Source organism: Thermomonospora sp. CIF 1 (genome assembly GCF_001896795.1).
GTDB classification, from domain to species: Bacteria; Actinomycetota; Actinomycetes; order Streptosporangiales; family Streptosporangiaceae; genus Thermomonospora; species Thermomonospora curvata.
Map to the genome: position 1 here is coordinate 205,372 of NZ_MOYN02000013.1, position 16,395 is coordinate 221,766.

Below are 16,395 nucleotides of genomic sequence, written 5' to 3' on the forward strand. Positions count from 1 at the left end.
GGTGTTCGTCCCGCAGGCCGGTCCCCACTAGCGGGAGCGGGCCATGGGATGCCGCGATCGGCGTGCGGAGGGGTGCACCATGATCGACGGGCTCTGGTACACCTGCTGTCCGATGCCCACCGCGACGGCGCTGGCCGCGCGGGCGGGCCTGCTGGAGGCCGAGTTCGGTCACGGTGAGCCCCCGCTGCGCCGCCTGCAGGACACCGCCGGCCGCCGGCTGCTCACCCACCACTTCGAGCACGGGCTGGCGGGCCTGATCCGCGAAGGCGGCAACGTCTCCGCCCTGTGGGCCCGCGCCCGGGGCGCCCCCACCCGCCTGGTGGCCCTGGCGTGGGGACGGCAGTACCAGGCGGTGCTGGCCCGTCCGGACTCGGGCATCACCGCCCCGGCGGACCTGGCCGGACGCACCGTCGGCGTGCCCTGCTCCCCGGGCCGGCGGGTGGACGTGCCGGCCGCGGCGGCGCTGCGCGGCTTCGAACGCGCCCTGCACACGGCCGGGCTGGGCCTGGCGGACGTGCGCGTGCTGACGATCCCCGACTGCAGCGAGGAGATCACCGCGACCGGCCTGACCGCCGATGACCACCGCTCCGTCGCCGCCGCCCTGGCCACCGGCACCGTCGACGCCATCTGGGTGCGGGGGCAGGCCGGCGAGGCGGTGCGGGACGCCCTGGGCGCGGTCGAGGTCGCCGCGCTCGGCGACCACCCCGACCCGTTCGTGCGCGCCGGTGACGGCACTCCGATCCTCATCACCGTGCACGCCGACCTGCTGGAGGAACGACCGGACCTGGTGATCCGCTACCTGGCGGTGCTGCTGCGCGCCACCCGCCGCTGCGGAGAGACGGGCCGCGCCCTGGAACCCGGCCTGGACGGCGACCGGCTGGCCGTGCTCGCCGAGCAGAGCGCCTTTTTGGAACTGCACGGCTTCATCGACGGGCATGTGGACCTGGGCACCTGGGCCGACCCCCGCCCGCTGCAGTGCGCCGGGGAACTGGCCGCCGACCCCCGGCCCACCATCCCCCGGCAGCGCAACCGGCGCTGAGCACGCCCGGCCGAGGCACCGGCTCGCCCGGACCGGACCGGCGTCCTCGGATCGTTCGGCCCGGCACCGGGATCATCCGCCCATGACCGGCAGCGTGATCCACGAGGGCCGCTCGGCGTCGCAGAAGACGGTCTGCTCGGCCCGCTTGGTCGCCGGGTTGCGGTCGAAACACGGGAAGTCGGAGGAGGCGACCTCCAGCCGGATCCGGTGCCCGGCCCGGAAGACCTGGCTGGTGGCCGCCAGGTCGATCTCGTGCCGCAGCTTGCCGCCGCCGGAGCGCACGATGCCGTCGATCACGCTCATCGCCCGGCCGTCGGGGTGCACGTCCACCAGCTTGGCCGTCCAGTCGCCGCCGCCGCTCGCCGAGGTCGCCGCGTGCAGCACCACTGTGATCGGCCCGGTGACCTCCACGTCCCGTTCCAGTACCGGCGTGGTGAAGCGCACCACGTCCGCGCGTTCCTCCACCGCCCGCTGGTCGCGGGGGCCGACGTTGACCGGTCGGGCAGCAGCAGCGGCCCGCCGCAGGTGGGCACCGGGTCGTCCGGGTCGTGCACGAACCGGTACGGCTCGGCGCCGGTCACCGGCGCCCGCGGCGACAGCAGCCCGCCGGGGTGCAGGTAGTAGCGGACGGACCCGGCCCCGGGCGGCGGCCACGATGCGGCCTCCCGCCAGGTGTTGGCGCCCATGGTGAAGTACTTGACCTTCGGCCCGTCGGTGCGCCCGGTCAAAAAGGCGATCTGCTCGGCCTCCAGCATCACTGCCTGCGCCGAGGCCCCGAAGCCGAAGTTGAGCTCCCCGACCCCGCTCTCTTGGGACAGGTGCGTCCACGGCCCGACGATCAGCCGTCCGCCGGGGATGCGCCGGAAGTTCTCCAAGGTGCCGCGCAGGAACACATCGAACCACCCGGCGATGTGCAGCACCGGCACCTCGATCCGGTCATGGCGCAGGGTTTCGGCCGGCTCCGTCCAGTATGCGTCCCGCTCGGGGTGGTCCACCCAGTCCCGCCAGAAGGGGAATGCCTGCGACACCCCGGGGACGTCCCGGATCGGCAGCGTCCGCAAGGCGGCATCGGGATCGGCCAGCACCGGCAGCAGCACCCCGAGCCGGCCGGAGGCGTCCTGCCCGCCCGCCATCGCGTGCAGCGCCCCGAGCATCCCCTGCAGGCTGCCCCAGTGGAACGCCGAGCCCAGCGCGAACGCACCCCCGTGGTACTTGAGCCCGTCATAGAAATCGTGCGGAGTCATCGAGGCCACCACGGCCTTCAACGCCGCGGGCCGCTGGGCGGCCAGCTGCAGCGCGCACCCGGCCAGATACGAGGTGCCCGCGGCCACCACCTCGCCGTTGGACCAGGGCTGGGCGGCGATCCACGCGACGGTGTCCACCCCGTCGCGCCCCTCGTCCACCCACGGGGTGAACTCCCCGTCACTGCTGCCCCGCCCCCGGCAGTGCTGCAGCACCACCGCAAGCCCCGCCCGCAGGTACGGGACGACCGGCACGCGCCGGAACAACGGCTCCCCGTAGGGGTTGCGCACCAGCACCGTGCGGTACGGGCCACCCTCGGCGGGCCGGTGCACATCGGCGCGCAGGATCGTGCCGTCGCGCATCTCGATCGGCTGATCGAGCACCGTGGTGACCGGCACGGCGGGACGGTTTAGCTTGGCCACGGGCGCTGCCTCCTTGAGGGGCGGGATCAGGGCAGGGGAAGGCGTCGTAGACGACCGCGTCCGGCTCGCGCCGCCCGGTACCGGCCGTCAGGATATGGCTCAACCGCACGTAATCAGGAGAACCGGTCTCGAACCGGGTGAACGATCAAAAGCAGTACTCGGCCGGATTGGTCTCTTCCCCTGCGGCGCCCTCCGCCGACCTGCCTTCAAGCCTGTGACGGACGAGATCGGCCGGGCGACCCGCAGGAGTCCTTGCCGGTCGGTCGTCGTACGGTTTCAGGACGCGCAGAAGATCAGAGCCGGTCGACGAAGCCTGGCGCACCTGCCGGAGAACTCCATCCCCGCTTGTCGATGGCGATCATCAGGATCTTTTCGATCATGCCGCCAGGATGGCGGCCAGGCTCCTTGCCTCGCCCACTGCCCGACATCGGCCCTCCTTTTTCACGCCTGCGGGCACTCATGTCGAAGGTGTGTTCCCCAGGATCTGTGTTTCGAAGGAGGGGGCCGAATCGTCATCGGATGGTTTCAGGCCGTCATCGCCGTCATGGCGTTCAAAAGCCTTCGGCCGGCCCCGTTCCCGGAGCTTGAGCAGGTCCCTCAAAAGCCCTGATGATCGCTGCCTCATCACCTGTAACCTGAAACCCGCACTCGGACACCGGCAGCGGTGTGCGACATCGCTCCCGATGGACCGGCATGTGAAGGCGGAACCCCGGAAACGCCCGGAAAGCAACCAGTGCGCAACCCGATGGCCGCCCGGTCGGGAAGGTTTGCTTACCACCATGGGGCTGAAGCCGAACGGTGGAGCGATGCGGCGGGTGCGGGACTGCCGGCAGCGGTCGCGGCATGGCATGGGGGGGCCGGTGGAGACCGCATCGCCGCGCCCTTCCCGGGACCGCCGCCACCGGGGCGCGGCGGTCCCGGGACGCCGGATCGAGGCGGTTCCGGCCACGGCCCGGATGGGATTCGTTGAAACCGCCAGGCGAGGCTCATCCATTCCGGTCGAGCAGCCGCACCACCGCCTCGGCGTCACGCCTGGAACGCGTGATCAGGTGCAGGTCCCAGTGCCCGCTGCGGCCGCCGATCTCTCGCTCCAGCGCAGCCCACAGATAACCGAAACTCACCGCTGGATCGAGCCCGCCCCGGCCGGCGCCGAAAAGCGGGAAGGCGATCGACCGCAGTGGTGGATCGAAGCGCTCCCGTTCCTGCTCGGCCAGATGAAAGACGTTGCGGACGGCCCGGGCCACGGCCTCGGGGGTGATGTCGTATGCGTCTCCGCCCATGCGGGGGACGGCGACCGCCGCGTGGTAGAGCCGTCGCACTCCCGCCCGGGCCATCTCCCCTGGGGTGGTCGGAGCGACGGTGCCCGCCGCCACCGGCAGGCCGAACCGGCCGTGCTTGCGCATCCACTGGGTCAGCTCCCGCTGGATCACATCGTCGAGGATCTCGCCGGTCTCGCTGATGCGGGCGGCGGCCCGGCGCAGTGCGGCCGACAACGAGCTCCGGAAGAGTTTGGAGATCTCCAGGTAGACGTTCTCCGAGGAGACGATCACATCGACTCCCCGGACCATCTCCACCGGCATGAAGTGCAGCGTCACGGGCAGCTCGGGACCGCCGAGCCGCAGTTCTCGAGGGCCGTCGGGCAACGCGGGAGCAGACGGCGGTGCAGAGCGTGCCGATTCGTTCGTTTTGCAGAGTTTGAGGATGGATTCTGCAACTTGCTCCACGATGAGCTGTTCGTGGTGCTTGCGGAAGCGTTCGGTGCTGACCCCATAAATGGCGGCGGCTCTTTTCCGGCGTTCTCCGACGGGCCAGTCGCGGGTGCCGGACACCAGTCCGAAGGTGTAGCCGGCCGCCTCGGAGAGGTCTCCGCCCAGGTCGGCGACTGCTTTGCGCAAGATGTCCTCAAGTGTGGCGGTCCGGTACATGCTGCCAGAGGCCGGATCGCCGTCTCCGCACAAGGCCGCCGCCGTCTCCAGGGCGGGCAACGAGGTTTGCCGCAGGCGCGCCAGTCCTCGTTCGCGCAATTTCTTCAGATCGGCAGTCAGCAGCTCGTAGGCGGGGGGCTCCATGGCCTCCAGGATGCCATCCCCATCGGTGCTTCGGTGGCGGTGCGGAAGCAGCGAAATAACCGTGCTGAAACTCGACGTAATCGAGGAGTTCCTCCATGGCGAGCGAACCTGTGACGACCGAGGAACAGACCACGCAGATCGCTGAGCCCGCGGAATCCGGTCCTGCAAAAGACAGCTTTCCGGACACGCTTGCCGAGCGGCTGGCGGCGCTCGAGAAAACGGTGACGGAGTTCCACCGCCGCTCAGCGCACCGGGAGGCGGTGATCGACCGGCTCCATGAGGAGAACCAGCGGCTGCGCAATGGTCTGCACCGCGCCATCCTGGAGCCGGTCGTCAGTGACCTGATCAGGCTGTACGACTCGCTGCGGCGGGAGGCTGCGCGGCCGGCCGATGAGGCCTTCGGCCGGCTGCTGGACAGCTTTGCCGACGATGTGCTGCTGATCTTGGACCGCTGCGGTTTCGAGGAGTTCACCGCCCGTCCCGGAGACCCCTTCGAACCGGGAAAGCACGCCGCGGTGTCGGTGCTGCCGGTCGAGGACGAGGCGCTGGACAACACCGTGGCCGAGGTCGTGGCGTCGGGCTTCCTGGAGCGCGAGACAGGCCGGGTCCGCCGTCCCGTCCGGGCTCGTTTTCACCAGTTCCGCGGTTCTGAGAAGGCGGCCTCCTCCACCGTTCCCTCCACACTGGAACACTCCGGACAAAACTTGAAAGAGCGGGAAGAATGACGACTTTCGGCATCGACCTCGGCACCACCTATTCGTGCATCGCCTACATCGATGAAACCGGGCGCCCGGTCGTCGCCAAGAACATGGTCGGGCAGGACACCACTCCCTCGGTGGTGTACTTCGAGACCCCCGACAACGTCGTCGTCGGCCAGGACGCCAAGGCCTCGGCGAAGCTCTTCCCCGATCAGGTGGTCTCCCTGATCAAACGGCAGATGGGCAAGCAGTTCGAGATGGACTTCCACGGGGTCAAGCACACCCCGGAGACGATCTCGGCGCTCATCTTGAAGGAACTGGCCCGCGCCGCCTCCGAGTACGTCCACCAGGAGGTGCGCGACGTCGTCATCACCGTGCCCGCCTATTTCGGCGTGGCCGAACGGGAGGCCACCCGCAACGCCGGCAAGATCGCCGGCTTGAACGTGCTCAACCTGATCCCCGAGCCGGTGGCGGCGGCCCTCCACTACGGGACGCTGACTGCCGAGGGCGACGCCACGATCCTGGTGTACGACTTGGGCGGCGGCACTTTCGACACCACGGTCGTCCGGATGCAGGGCGGCGACGTCCAGGTGGTGTGCACCGACGGCGACCACCGGCTGGGCGGTGCCGACTGGGACGAGCGGATCGCCGACTACCTGCTGCAGGGATTCCTGGACGCCAACCTCGGCTCGGAAGCCGCCGACAACGAGGACTTCCTGCAGGAGCTGGCGCTCGCCGCCGAGGACATGAAGAAGGCGCTCAGCACCACCCGCTCGCGGCGTCACAACATGCGCTTCGGCGGCGCCACCGCCCAGGTCGAACTGACCCGCGAGAAGTTCGAAGAACTCACCGAGGACCTGCTGACCAGGACCTTCGACATCACCGAGCGCACCATCGAGCAGGCCGGCGCCCAGGGCGTCACCTCCTTCGACGAGGTGCTGCTGGTCGGCGGGTCGACGCGGATGCCCGCGGTGGCCGAAGGGCTGCGCAAACGCTTCGGCTTCGAACCAAAGCTGCACGACCCCGACCTGGCCGTCGCCAAAGGGGCGGCCCAGTTCGCCCTCATCGAGTCGATCAAGATCCGGCTGCCCGGCGAGGAAGGGGGGACGGCCGCCCCCTCCGAGGAGGCCGTCGCCCAGGTGGCCGAGCGCATCGGGATGGAGCCGGAGAAGGTGCGCCGCCTGGCCGGCCGGCGGGTCGCCGCCGTCGTGCCCCGCGCCTTCGGCGTCAAGGTCCTCGACGACGTCGCAGGGGGGGAAGAGCGCTTCTCCATCAGCCACGTCCTCAAGGCCAACACACCGCTGCCGGCCCGGCCGGACCCCCAGCGGTTCTGCACCGCCTACCCCAACCAGGTCGCCATCGAAGTGGAGATCTGGGAGCAGGCCGGGGCGGTGGAATCCCCCAACCTGGCCGACAACGTCAAGATCGGCGAGGGGACCATCACCGATCTGCCGCCGCTGCCGCAGGGCTCGCCCGTCGACATCACCTTCGCCATGGACGAGCTCGGCACCTTGAGCGTCCACGCGGTGGAACTGCAGACCAAAAAGGATCTCACCATCGAGATCCGCATCGAAGGGCTCTCCGAGGCCCAGGTGAACGAGGCCAAGGCCGCCATCGCGCGCTACAGCACCAGTGGGTGATGCCGGCCGTGGCGTTCGACAAGGACACCTACCGCAAGGCCGTGCTCGACCCGGCCAGGAAGGCGGGCAACGCTCTTCCGGCCGACCTGTTCGAGCGCTACGGCCTGGACCAGGTCCGGCTCTCCTCGGAAGCGGAGTTCGCCGCCCACCTCAAGGAGGTCGTCGCCTACTGGCGGGTGCTCCGGCAGCGCAGCCGCGTCTACGCCAAGCTGATCGAGGCCCTGCTCGCCGCCCACCAGGAGCTGGAGCGAGCCGGTCGCCTCACCCTGCGGTACTTCCAGGAGGAGAGCCGGCGACGGCGGGAGGAGAACGAAAGAAAGCTCCAGGAGATGGTCGCGGCGATGGCTGCGACCACCCCCTGCCTCGACCCGCAGGCACTAGAAGAGCTCATCGCCCTCGGCGGAGGCCCCGCCTGCGCCCCTCGGCTCCGGCGGCTGCTGGCCGAGCACAAGATCCGCCTCGTCGACCGGCCCTGGGAGCTGCCGTCCGACCCCCCCATCCCGGCCTCCCAGTACCAGCGGCTGCACGAGCAGCTCGAGCGGCTCGGCCTGCGGCTGTCGGCGGAGGTGGTCTTCGGCGCCCAGGCGGTCCGCGGCGGCTTCCGGCTCCGCCCCCGCTTCGCCCTCCAAGCCGGTTCGGGCGGGACGCTGACCGCCGAGACCATCGCCGCCGCCAAGGCCCGGCAGCGGACCCGCGCCCAGGACGAGAGCAAACCCCTGCTCGACAGCGTGCTGGCGACCCTGGAGAAGGCGGCCGCCGCCCCGGGCCGGCTGGATGAGCTGCTGGTGTGGGAGGTCGCCGAGACGCTGCGCCCCTATGCGGCGGCGGGCCTGCCGGCCAGGCAGGTCGCCGAGCGCGCCGCCGAGCTCGGCCTGGTCCGCGACCAGGCCGAGGAACTGGCGTTCGCGCTGTCCCGGGCCGGCTCGGCGGCCGGCGCCGCCCCCGACCCGGTCCGCGAGATCGAGCAGGCACTGCGAGCCGACCGGCTGCGCACCGCCCAGCGGCTGCTGGAGCAGCTCCCCGCCGACCAGGAGCCGCAGCTGCGCCAACGGGTTGTCGAACGCGCCCGCCAGGCCGACGAACTGGCCGAGCAGGCCGCCCGGCTCATCACCGAGGGTCGCACCGAGGAGGCCGCCGAGCGCCTGGCCGCCGCGTTGCGGATCGCAGCCGACGACGAGGACCTCGCCGAGCGGCTGCGCGCCCTGCCGCCGCCCGCCCCGCAACGGGTGCGCACCGGCTGCGAGGGCCGCCGCGTCACCGTGGCCTGGGATCCCGCCCCCGCCCGGACCGGACAGGTGCGCTACCGCGTGGTCCGCACTGTGGGAAGCGCGGCCCAGGGCGCCGGTCAAGGCGTCCTCATCGGGCAGACCGACGCCAACGAGGTGACCGACTCGGCGCCGCCGCCCGGCGTGGAGGTGGTCTACACCGTGTTCGCCACCCGCGCCGAAGGCGTGTGGTCGGCCCCCGCCGCGGCCCCGCCGCTGTTGCTGCTGCCCGAGGTCGAGGACCTGTCGATCACGGCCGGAGAGGACGCGGTGGCGGTGACCTGGCGGCCCCCCGAGGAGATGACCGAGGTCATCGTCACCCGCACCACCGACGACCGGGAGCAGAACCGCCTTCCCGTGACCGCCCGGGACGGGTTCACCGACACCGACGTGGTGCCCGGCCGCCGCTACCGCTACCGCATCCAGGCCGTCTACACCGGCCCGGACGGCACCCGCTGCCACTCCCGCGGGCTCGTCGCAGAGGCCACCCCCCAACGGCGCCCAGAGCCGGTGACCGACCTGTCGGCCGAGCCGTCGCAGACGGAGGGCGCCCCCATGGTCGAGCTCTCCTGGACCCCTCCGGAGGCCGGCCAGGTGACGATCCGGGTGGCGCAGGATCCGCCCCCCTGGCCGCCGGGCACCCGCGTGGAGCCCGCCGAGCTCGGCCGCTACGGCCGGGAGCTGGCGGGCGCCCCCGTCCGCGGCCTGGACGGGCGCATGCACCTGACCGTCCCCGCCGAACCGGGACGCCGGCACTACCTGGCGGTGAGCCGAGGCGCGGGGCTTGCGGTGGCAGGCGCCGCGACCGCGTTGCAGACCGTGGCGGCGGTCAGTGAGCTGACCGCCCGCAGGATGGGGCAGACGCTGCTGGTGAGCTGGGTGTGGCCGCCGGGCGTGGGGCTCGCCGAGGTGACCTGGAGGCCGGCAGACGGCTCCGCTCCGCCCACCACCGTCGAGTGCGGGCGCCGAACGTATGAGGACAACGGCGGCTGCCGCCTTCCGGTCGGGCAGGACGCCGGTGAGGTCACCGTGCGAGCCGTGGTGCGGGACGTCCACGGCCGCTCCCGGTCCCGGCCGCGTTCGGTGACGGTCTCCGCCGCCGGCACGGAGGTCCGCTACGAGTTCCGCCGCCGGTCCGGGCTGCGCCGCCGCTCACGGGCCACGCTGGTGCTCACCGCCGAGCGCCGCTGCCGCATGCCGCCGCTGGTGGTGGTGCACCACGTGGGGAGCGTGCGCCCGCTCCGCCCCGACCAGGGCGAGGTGATCTGCCGGGTGCCGGCCCGTGAGCTGGACCCGGCCACCCCGGTCACGGTGCCGATCGAGGTCCCGCCCGCCCGTGGCGGCCGCTCCTGGCTGGTGTGCTTCCCCGACCCGCAGGCCGACGAGTCCGGGGATGCGATCACGCTGCGACGCCTCTCGGGAGCGTGGTGAGAAGATGCCTTCCCTGTTCTCCGCATCGCGTCGGCTGATCTGCCCTTACTGCTACCTGCCGTTCCAACCCCGCGAGATCAAATTCCGGTGCACCGGGCTGCGCGGCCCTGCGGGCGAAGGGTGCGAGCGCAAAAGAGACGAAAAGCAGGAACAGTACTTCGGGCTGGTCAAGCCTTTGCCGCCGGCCTTCTCCGCCAAAGGCGAGCGCATGGCCGCCCGCTGCCCCCACTGCCGGGGCGAAACCACCCAGCGCATCTGCCCCCACTGCCACAGCCTGCTGCCGGTGCACTTCGACCGCGTCGACAACAAGATGATCGCGATGGTCGGGGCCAAGGCCACCGGCAAGACGGTGTACATGACCGTGCTGCTGCACGAACTCATGCACTCAGTGGGGCGGCGTTTCAACGCGGCCGTGGTCGGCTCCGACGACCACACCCGCGCTGAATTCTCCCGGCGTTATGAAAAGACGCTCTACCGGGAGCGGATGCTGCCGGGCACGACACGCACTGCCCGGGCCGAACCCCGCCGCCCGCTGGTATTCAAGGTCACCCTGGACGAACAGCGCCGGCTGCGCCGCTCCCGCAACCGGGACACCATCACCTCTTTCTTCGACACCGCCGGCGAGGACCTGACCTCCCGCGAGAGCGTGGAGCTCAACGTCCGCTACCTGGCCGCCGCGGACGGCATCATCCTGCTGCTGGACCCGCTCCAGATGCGCGGGGCGCGGAAGCTGGCCCGGCCGGGAACCCCGCTGCCGGTGCTGGACGAGCACACCGACAGCCCCGTCAACGTGCTGGCCCGGGTCACCGACCTGCTCTACCAGGCGCAGCAGCGCAGCCCGCAAAGCCGCGTCCCCACCCCCATCGCGGTCGCCTTTTCCAAGATCGACGCCCTGCGGCACACCTTCTCCGCCGACAGCCCGCTGCTGTGGGAGCCGCCGTCGGATAAGCCGTGCTTCGACGAGGCCGACAGCCTGGCGGTGCACGAATACGTGCGGGCGCTGCTGCACGAGTGGGAGGGCGGGCAGATCGACCACATCCTGACCCGCAATTACACCGCCTTCCGCTATTTCGGCCTGTCGGCGCTGGGCGACAGCCCGACGGAGAACAACGAGGTGGATCCCAAGGGCATCCGCCCCTATCGGGTGGCCGATCCGTTCCTGTGGCTGCTGAGCCGATTCGGCATGGTGCCCACCTCCAAGGGCTGAAAGAAGGACGAGCCGACATGCGATTCCACCAGCTTTACTACACCTCCTGCCGCACCGGCCTGTCCGGTTTCGCCGGCTACCAGTTCAACGCGGTGACTCCGGGGGTCTCGGCGCAGGTGATGCACCAGGTGGAGGAGATGGGCTCCTATGAGCCGCCGACTTGGCTGGAAAATTCTCCCGACCCCGACCAGATCACCTCCTGCCCGGTCAATCTGTGTTTCGAGCCCGGCCCGACTCCCGTCCTGGCCCACACCGTCTTCACCGGCACCGACTATTCGGGGCGGTTCGGCAATTACTTCGTGCACGCCGTGGTCCCCGCCGACGCCGCACGCTGGCCAGGGCCGCCGCCCATCGAGCTGTGGGGAGCGCCGTGGTGGACGCACCAGATCGCCGAGAGCACCGAGCTGCCCGCCCTGGAGGGCCCGCTGCGGCCCGGACCGCTGGACCGCGCCGCCGTCGACGCCTTCCTGAAAGAGAACTCGCGGAGCGAGTGGCTGCCCCTCCTGCTGGTCGCGGTCGAACGGGCCGTGCTCGACCAAGACCGCTCCGTGGTGATCCACGCCGCCGACACCACCGAGATCGTCCACTGGATCGCAGCCGTCTCCCACCTGCTCCCGCCGCCGCTGACCGCGGCGATGTCGTTCGCCACCTACCAGTTCCGGCCCGCCTACAGCCGCCGGCACCTGATCGGCACCGTTCCCGGAGCCGACTTCACCGTCGACCGGCAGGCGTTTGAGAGCTTCTACCTGTTCGACTGCACCAGCGGGCGGGCCAGCGACCTGGAGCCCGGGCCACTGCCGCGGCTACTGGCCGGCGCCGGGGCCGTCCGGGCCGAGGCGCTGTGGCGGCGCGCCGAGGCGCTCGCGGACGGCACCGAGCGGCGGCTCGCCGACTGGTACCCGGTGGCGGCGGCCGCGGCGCTGCTGGAGGGCCTGCCCCTGGAAGCGGGCGACCTGGAGGCCGTCTGCGCCTGGCTGTGCGACCGCGACCTGGACGCCGAGACGGTGGGACGGCTGGGCGCCGCGCTGGTGGGGCACCGGGACCTGCCGGTGGCCCAGCTGCAGCCGATCGCCGCCCTGGCCGCCTCCCGCGGCCTCGCCGAGCTGCTCACCGACACCGAGACCGCGCTGATCACCGCGCGGGTGCGGGGACGGCCGGCCCCCCTCGTCACACTGCGTTCACCCGCCGCCCGCGAGCACGCCACCGCCTTGTGCACCCAGCGGCTGACCGGCGCCGACCTGGGTGTCCTCACCGACACCCTCGGCCTCGCCGCCGGGTACGGCCTGCGGCTGGACCCGGGGCTGCTCCGCGACCAGGGCCTGCGCGTGCTCGGGCCGCGCCTGGCCGAGCGGGTCGACCCGCAGCTGTGCGAGCTGCTGGAACGCTGGCCGGCGCTGCGGGCCGGGGCGCTGGCCCACCTGGCCGCCCTGGCGCGCACCGACCTGTCCCGCATGGCGGGGGTGCTCGCGGACGGCCTGGAGGCGTTCACCGGGGCGGTGCCGGAGACGGAGCTGAAGGCCCACCCGGCGCTGCACGAGGCGACCCTGATCGCCCGGGCCCGGCGCGAGCCGCGGCTGCGGATACAGACCCTGCTGTCGATCCTGGAGCGGCGGCCGCTGGATGCGACCCTGCCGGCCGCGCTCTGGCCAGAGGGCTGGTCGGTGGCGGACGCGGCCGAGATCCTGCCGCGCCTGCCGGAACGGGACGCCGCCTCCACGGTGCTCGCCGACTGGGTGACGCCGCTGCTGGCCGCTCCCTTCACCGGAGGCCGGGGAGCCGCCGCCGAAGAACGCGCCCGCCTGCACGAGCTGGTGGAAAGGCAGCCGGTGGGCAGGGCGCTGTCGACGGACCTGAGACGACGGGCGGCGGCGGTGCGGTGGGTCCGCCAGACCGCACAGGCCTTCACCCGGGCGTCCGGGGACGAAGAGCGCATCAAGGCCGCCGCAGCGCTGGTCGCCGGCTACCACGGGCCGGCCGCACCGGCCCGGGACTACCTGCTGCTGCGGCTTTCGGAGCTGTTGCCGCGGCTGCCCGGACGGCAACTGGCCCGGCAGCTGGGCGGCGCCTCGGACGAGGTCCGCCGCGCCTGCCTGGAAGGAATGGACCGGGCCTTGGACGGCGAGGAGAAAACGGCCGTCACCGCCGCCGCGAACGCCTTCGTCCTGCTGCACGAGGCGACGGCGCACGGGCTCGGAGAAGTCGCCGAGGTCGCCGAGCGGATGCTGGCACAGCGCCTGCCGCACTGGCGCGGGCGTCGGCTACGGGCCGTGGCCCGCGCCGTCGGCGAACACCCCGGCCTGACGGCCGGACAGTTCCAGCGCTGGCTGGAACGGCACCGGCCCCCCGCACGCAACCGGCTGCCGCACCTGCTGTGGCGGCGTAGGGAAAGGAAGTGACGACATGACGTCGTATCACGCACCGCAGTCGCCTGAGCCGCCCTGGAAGAAAGGGCTGAGGGACATCGGCTGCCTGGGGACTTTTTACGGGGGAGCGCTGCTCCTGGCCTCGGCTCCGGTCTGGCTGCCGGTCGCGGGTGCAGTCTTTGCGCTGCTGTTCAGCATTTCAGTCCTCATTTTCATGGCCACGACTTTTCTGGTCTATCCGAGCATCTGCGTCGTGGCCTACCTTCGTACGCTCATCGGGATGATGGGAGAGGGCGGGACCTCGAATCCCGCTCCCGTCGCCGCACCTGGACGGGGGTCGGACTCGGAGGAGCCCGCCTACCTCCACTACCTGTTCAAACAGGTCTTCATCGATGTGCGGTACATGGCGCGGGAAGGGCTCTTCCAGCCGTGGCAGGTGATCGACTCCCACATCCACAGGGTGCGGGAGTACAGTGCGAGAATTAGATTCTCCTTCTTTCGGGTGGCGCACAGGTACTTCGCGTGGCTCGTCACGGCCGGCATGCAGATGGGGACCTACCTCGGCTTCGCCGTCGTCGTGGTGCTGTTCGTGATCCAGCTCCTGGCGCTGGTGGTGCTGGCCGCATCCTGTTTCATCGGCATCGGCGTGCTGCGCGGGGCCGATACGCTGCTGCTGCGGATCAAGCAGATCAAGATCAAGTGCCCGTCTTGCCATCTGCGGGTCCCCTATCCCTCCTATGAGTGCCCGGCACCCGGCTGCGGGCGGCTGCACAAGGACGTGAGGCCGGGGCGCTACGGCATGTTCAAACGTGTGTGCGCGTGCGGCACCGCGATGCCGACGCTGCTGCTCACCGGCAGCGGGAAACTGAAGGCGCACTGCCCGTACTGCAAGGGATCACTGGCCAGGAACGTGGGCGAGATGCGCGAGATCGTCATTCCCGTGCTGGGCGGCGTCGCGGCGGGCAAGACCCGTTTGATGACCGCGCTCGTCATGGCGCTGTGCGAGAGCGGCCGGCTCCACGGAGTCTCCGCGGCGATCGCCGATGAGGAGTCCCAGGCGATCTACGCGCGGTTCAGGGACGCGCTCGTAGCCGGCACGGCCACCGCGAAGACGGGCGCCGCCGCTTTGCCGCGCCCCTATTCGCTGCACGTCCGCCCGGCCAGGAGCTCTCCTCGGCTGCTGCACCTGTTCGATGCGCCCGGTGAGTTCGTCCGTGATTCGGAGTCACTGCGGAAGCTGCAGTACATGCGGGAGGCCCGCACGTTCTTGTTCACCCTCGACCCGCTGCGGATCGACGCGATCTGGGACGCCCTGACCCCCGCCCAACAGGCCCGGCTCGTTCCGCTGCGTTCCGACGACGACCCCTATTTCGCCTTCGGTCAGGTAGTGCAGAACATCGAGGGGCATGGCGTGCCGATCCGCAGAGCCCGCCTGGCCGTGGCGCTGACCAAGGACGACCTGGTGCGCTCCAGCCCTGCGGCGTCCGGTCTCGGCGAGGACAGCGCCGCCATTGAAGCGTGGCTGCAGGACGAGGCGGGACTGGGCGGCCTGGTGCGGCTCATGCGGCGTTCTTTCGGCCAGGTTCATTTCTTCCGCACCAGCGCCTGGCTCGACGGGGGAGTCCTCGCCGGCAGCATCATCGATCTCGCCGCCTGGATCCTGGCCCAGGAAGGAATCCGGGTCGAGCCCGCGGTTCGATCCGCCTGAAGGGAGGCTCACGGTGACCTTCGACCCTTACCGTCCTTGGCGACGCGCCATCTTCTCGGTGCTTGCCGGTGTCGCAGGCCTGTACTTCGCTGCTCTGGCGGTCCTCATCGTGGTCGGCCTCGTCCTGCTGGTCGGGGCGATGGGAACGGACGGAACGAGCGGGTAGCGCCTTTGAGCGGCGCTCTCACTCGGGCCGGTGGACACCCGAAGACAGCGCGGCGGGCACCCGGGCGTTGCGCCAGATGTGCTCGAACTGCTCGAGCCAGTAGTCGTACCAGTGCCCGTCGCGCGCCCGGGTCAAGACGATGTGCATCCGCGACGAGATCGATTCGTTGCGCACCCCGTGGAATTCGACGATGAGGATTCCGCCGCGCTGGTGGGGATCGATGGCCAGCAGGCTGAAACCGGGGTTGAAACCGAACAGCCGATAGCCGAACTCCCCGTTGACCGGCCACTGCGCCATGGTCTGCAGGTGTTCCACCACGCACCGCAGCGTCTGGGGGAAACGCCGGTGGGTGAAGTCCACCGACCCGGTGAGCTGGTGGGCGGCCAGCGTCACGGCGTCGTCCCGCAACGGGTCGAGCACCACTACGCGGACGACGCCGTCCGGCCGGCTGAGCACACGCCTGCGCAGTACATCGCAGTTGGCCGAACTCAGCACGTTCGATCCGGACGGGGCGAACAGCCACACCTGCCGTGCCGTGCGGAAACGCCGCGGCAGCGGATGATCTTCGAAGTCGCTCCGGTCGGCCAGCAGCCGGTCATTGCGCAACGTCCGCTCCGGAACGGTGATCTGGTACACCAGCAGGGCGATGCCGGCGGATATCACCGCCCAGCGCAGATCTTCGGGAATCTGATCGACGATCAGCGAGAAGACCGCCAGCAGCAACGCCCCCGCGGACACGACATAGGCCTCGACATGCCGCCGTTTCTTCAGATCACCGCCGATCCGGCGGAACGTATCGATCATGTTTTCCACCATGCGCGTTCAGCCGGAGCGCTGTAATGCGGGGACCTTCCATGACCCGGATAACGACCCACCGCGCCCACGAATCGACCACTCTTCGTCCCACCTGCTAATGCGAGAATCACAACGCACGGGCGAAAGGTATTTCCCGGCGGGTCCGCTACTGAACTGTTTGCGACGAGCTCGGCAGGGCCCGCCGGGAACCACTTCGATGACGGCGCTGAGAAAAGGACTCACAGCCGAAGCGGGGCGCACCGATGACGCAGGACGCGATGGCACGGTTCGAAGAACTGGTGCAGCGTGGACAGGAACTGCTGGAACGCTATGAGACCCACGGTGATGAG

The 16,395-nt window shown here is 70.6% G+C and carries 11 protein-coding genes and 1 pseudogene; 8 read left to right on the top strand and 4 right to left on the bottom strand.

Annotated features, from left to right (window positions below):
* Positions 1-79 precede the first annotated feature (79 nt).
* The gene (locus BUE48_RS06895) at positions 80-1,039 is read left to right on the top strand and encodes an ABC transporter substrate-binding protein (protein ID WP_286989381.1); all 960 of its coding nucleotides are present in this window, start codon (positions 80-82) and stop codon (positions 1,037-1,039) included.
* 72 nt (positions 1,040-1,111) lie between these two features.
* On the opposite strand, the pseudogene BUE48_RS06905 reads toward BUE48_RS06895, so the two are convergent.
* The 3 genes and pseudogenes from BUE48_RS06905 to BUE48_RS06915 all read right to left on the bottom strand — a co-directional run bounded on the left by BUE48_RS06905 (position 1,112) and on the right by BUE48_RS06915 (position 4,772).
* Positions 1,112-2,643: pseudogene (locus BUE48_RS06905) on the bottom strand (CocE/NonD family hydrolase).
* Positions 2,644-2,996: 353 nt separating this feature from the next.
* Positions 2,997-3,131: a hypothetical protein gene (locus BUE48_RS06910; RefSeq protein WP_281055148.1), complete on the bottom strand. Its 135-nt coding sequence runs from the start codon at positions 3,129-3,131 to the stop codon at positions 2,997-2,999.
* Positions 3,132-3,689: 558 nt separating this feature from the next.
* Positions 3,690-4,772 (bottom strand): macro domain-containing protein, encoded by a 1,083-nt coding sequence (locus BUE48_RS06915; protein WP_012851758.1) that lies wholly within the window; start codon positions 4,770-4,772, stop codon positions 3,690-3,692.
* Between the two features lie 95 nt (positions 4,773-4,867).
* On the opposite strand from BUE48_RS06915, the gene BUE48_RS06920 reads away from it, so the two are divergent.
* Genes BUE48_RS06920 through BUE48_RS06950 form a run of 7 tightly spaced genes read left to right on the top strand, consistent with a single transcriptional unit; the run spans position 4,868 to position 15,250 of the window.
* Positions 4,868-5,497, top strand: coding sequence for a nucleotide exchange factor GrpE (locus tag BUE48_RS06920; RefSeq protein ID WP_012851759.1), 630 nt, complete (start codon positions 4,868-4,870; stop codon positions 5,495-5,497).
* A complete protein-coding gene (locus BUE48_RS06925; RefSeq protein ID WP_286989382.1) occupies positions 5,494-7,110 on the top strand; it encodes an Hsp70 family protein in 1,617 nt (538 codons plus the stop codon). Before BUE48_RS06920 ends, BUE48_RS06925 begins: the two co-directional genes overlap by 4 nt.
* Positions 7,111-7,118: 8 nt before the next feature.
* Positions 7,119-9,806, top strand: a complete 2,688-nt coding sequence (locus BUE48_RS06930) for a fibronectin type III domain-containing protein (RefSeq protein WP_041439370.1) — start codon at positions 7,119-7,121, stop codon at positions 9,804-9,806.
* Between the two features lie 4 nt (positions 9,807-9,810).
* The gene (locus BUE48_RS06935; RefSeq protein WP_012851762.1) at positions 9,811-11,013 is read left to right on the top strand and encodes a TRAFAC clade GTPase domain-containing protein; all 1,203 of its coding nucleotides are present in this window, start codon (positions 9,811-9,813) and stop codon (positions 11,011-11,013) included.
* Positions 11,014-11,030: 17 nt separating this feature from the next.
* A complete protein-coding gene (locus tag BUE48_RS06940; protein ID WP_012851763.1) occupies positions 11,031-13,409 on the top strand; it encodes a GTPase-associated protein 1-related protein in 2,379 nt (792 codons plus the stop codon).
* Positions 13,410-13,413: 4 nt separating this feature from the next.
* Complete coding sequence (locus tag BUE48_RS06945; RefSeq protein WP_012851764.1) at positions 13,414-15,084, top strand: TRAFAC clade GTPase domain-containing protein; 1,671 nt, start codon at positions 13,414-13,416, stop codon at positions 15,082-15,084.
* Positions 15,085-15,097: 13 nt separating this feature from the next.
* Complete coding sequence (locus tag BUE48_RS06950) at positions 15,098-15,250, top strand: hypothetical protein (protein ID WP_012851765.1); 153 nt, start codon at positions 15,098-15,100, stop codon at positions 15,248-15,250.
* A gap of 18 nt (positions 15,251-15,268) precedes the next feature.
* Here the strand turns inward: BUE48_RS06950 and BUE48_RS06955 are convergent, their stop codons facing one another.
* Positions 15,269-16,054, bottom strand: coding sequence for a hypothetical protein (locus BUE48_RS06955; protein WP_012851766.1), 786 nt, complete (start codon positions 16,052-16,054; stop codon positions 15,269-15,271).
* Between the last annotated feature and the right edge of the window lie 341 nt (positions 16,055-16,395).

What these genes read in the sequence shown, in the direction of transcription:
- BUE48_RS06895 (WP_286989381.1), top strand. Translation starts at nt 80, where the DNA reads ATGATCGACGGGCTCTGGTACACCTGCTGTCCGATGCCCACCGCGACG.
- BUE48_RS06910 (WP_281055148.1), bottom strand. Translation starts at nt 3,131, where the DNA reads ATGTCGGGCAGTGGGCGAGGCAAGGAGCCTGGCCGCCATCCTGGCGGC.
- BUE48_RS06915 (WP_012851758.1), bottom strand. Translation starts at nt 4,772, where the DNA reads ATGGAGCCCCCCGCCTACGAGCTGCTGACTGCCGATCTGAAGAAATTG.
- BUE48_RS06920 (WP_012851759.1), top strand. Translation starts at nt 4,868, where the DNA reads ATGGCGAGCGAACCTGTGACGACCGAGGAACAGACCACGCAGATCGCT.
- BUE48_RS06925 (WP_286989382.1), top strand. Translation starts at nt 5,494, where the DNA reads ATGACGACTTTCGGCATCGACCTCGGCACCACCTATTCGTGCATCGCC.
- BUE48_RS06935 (WP_012851762.1), top strand. Translation starts at nt 9,811, where the DNA reads ATGCCTTCCCTGTTCTCCGCATCGCGTCGGCTGATCTGCCCTTACTGC.
- BUE48_RS06940 (WP_012851763.1), top strand. Translation starts at nt 11,031, where the DNA reads ATGCGATTCCACCAGCTTTACTACACCTCCTGCCGCACCGGCCTGTCC.
- BUE48_RS06945 (WP_012851764.1), top strand. Translation starts at nt 13,414, where the DNA reads ATGACGTCGTATCACGCACCGCAGTCGCCTGAGCCGCCCTGGAAGAAA.
- BUE48_RS06955 (WP_012851766.1), bottom strand. Translation starts at nt 16,054, where the DNA reads ATGATCGATACGTTCCGCCGGATCGGCGGTGATCTGAAGAAACGGCGG.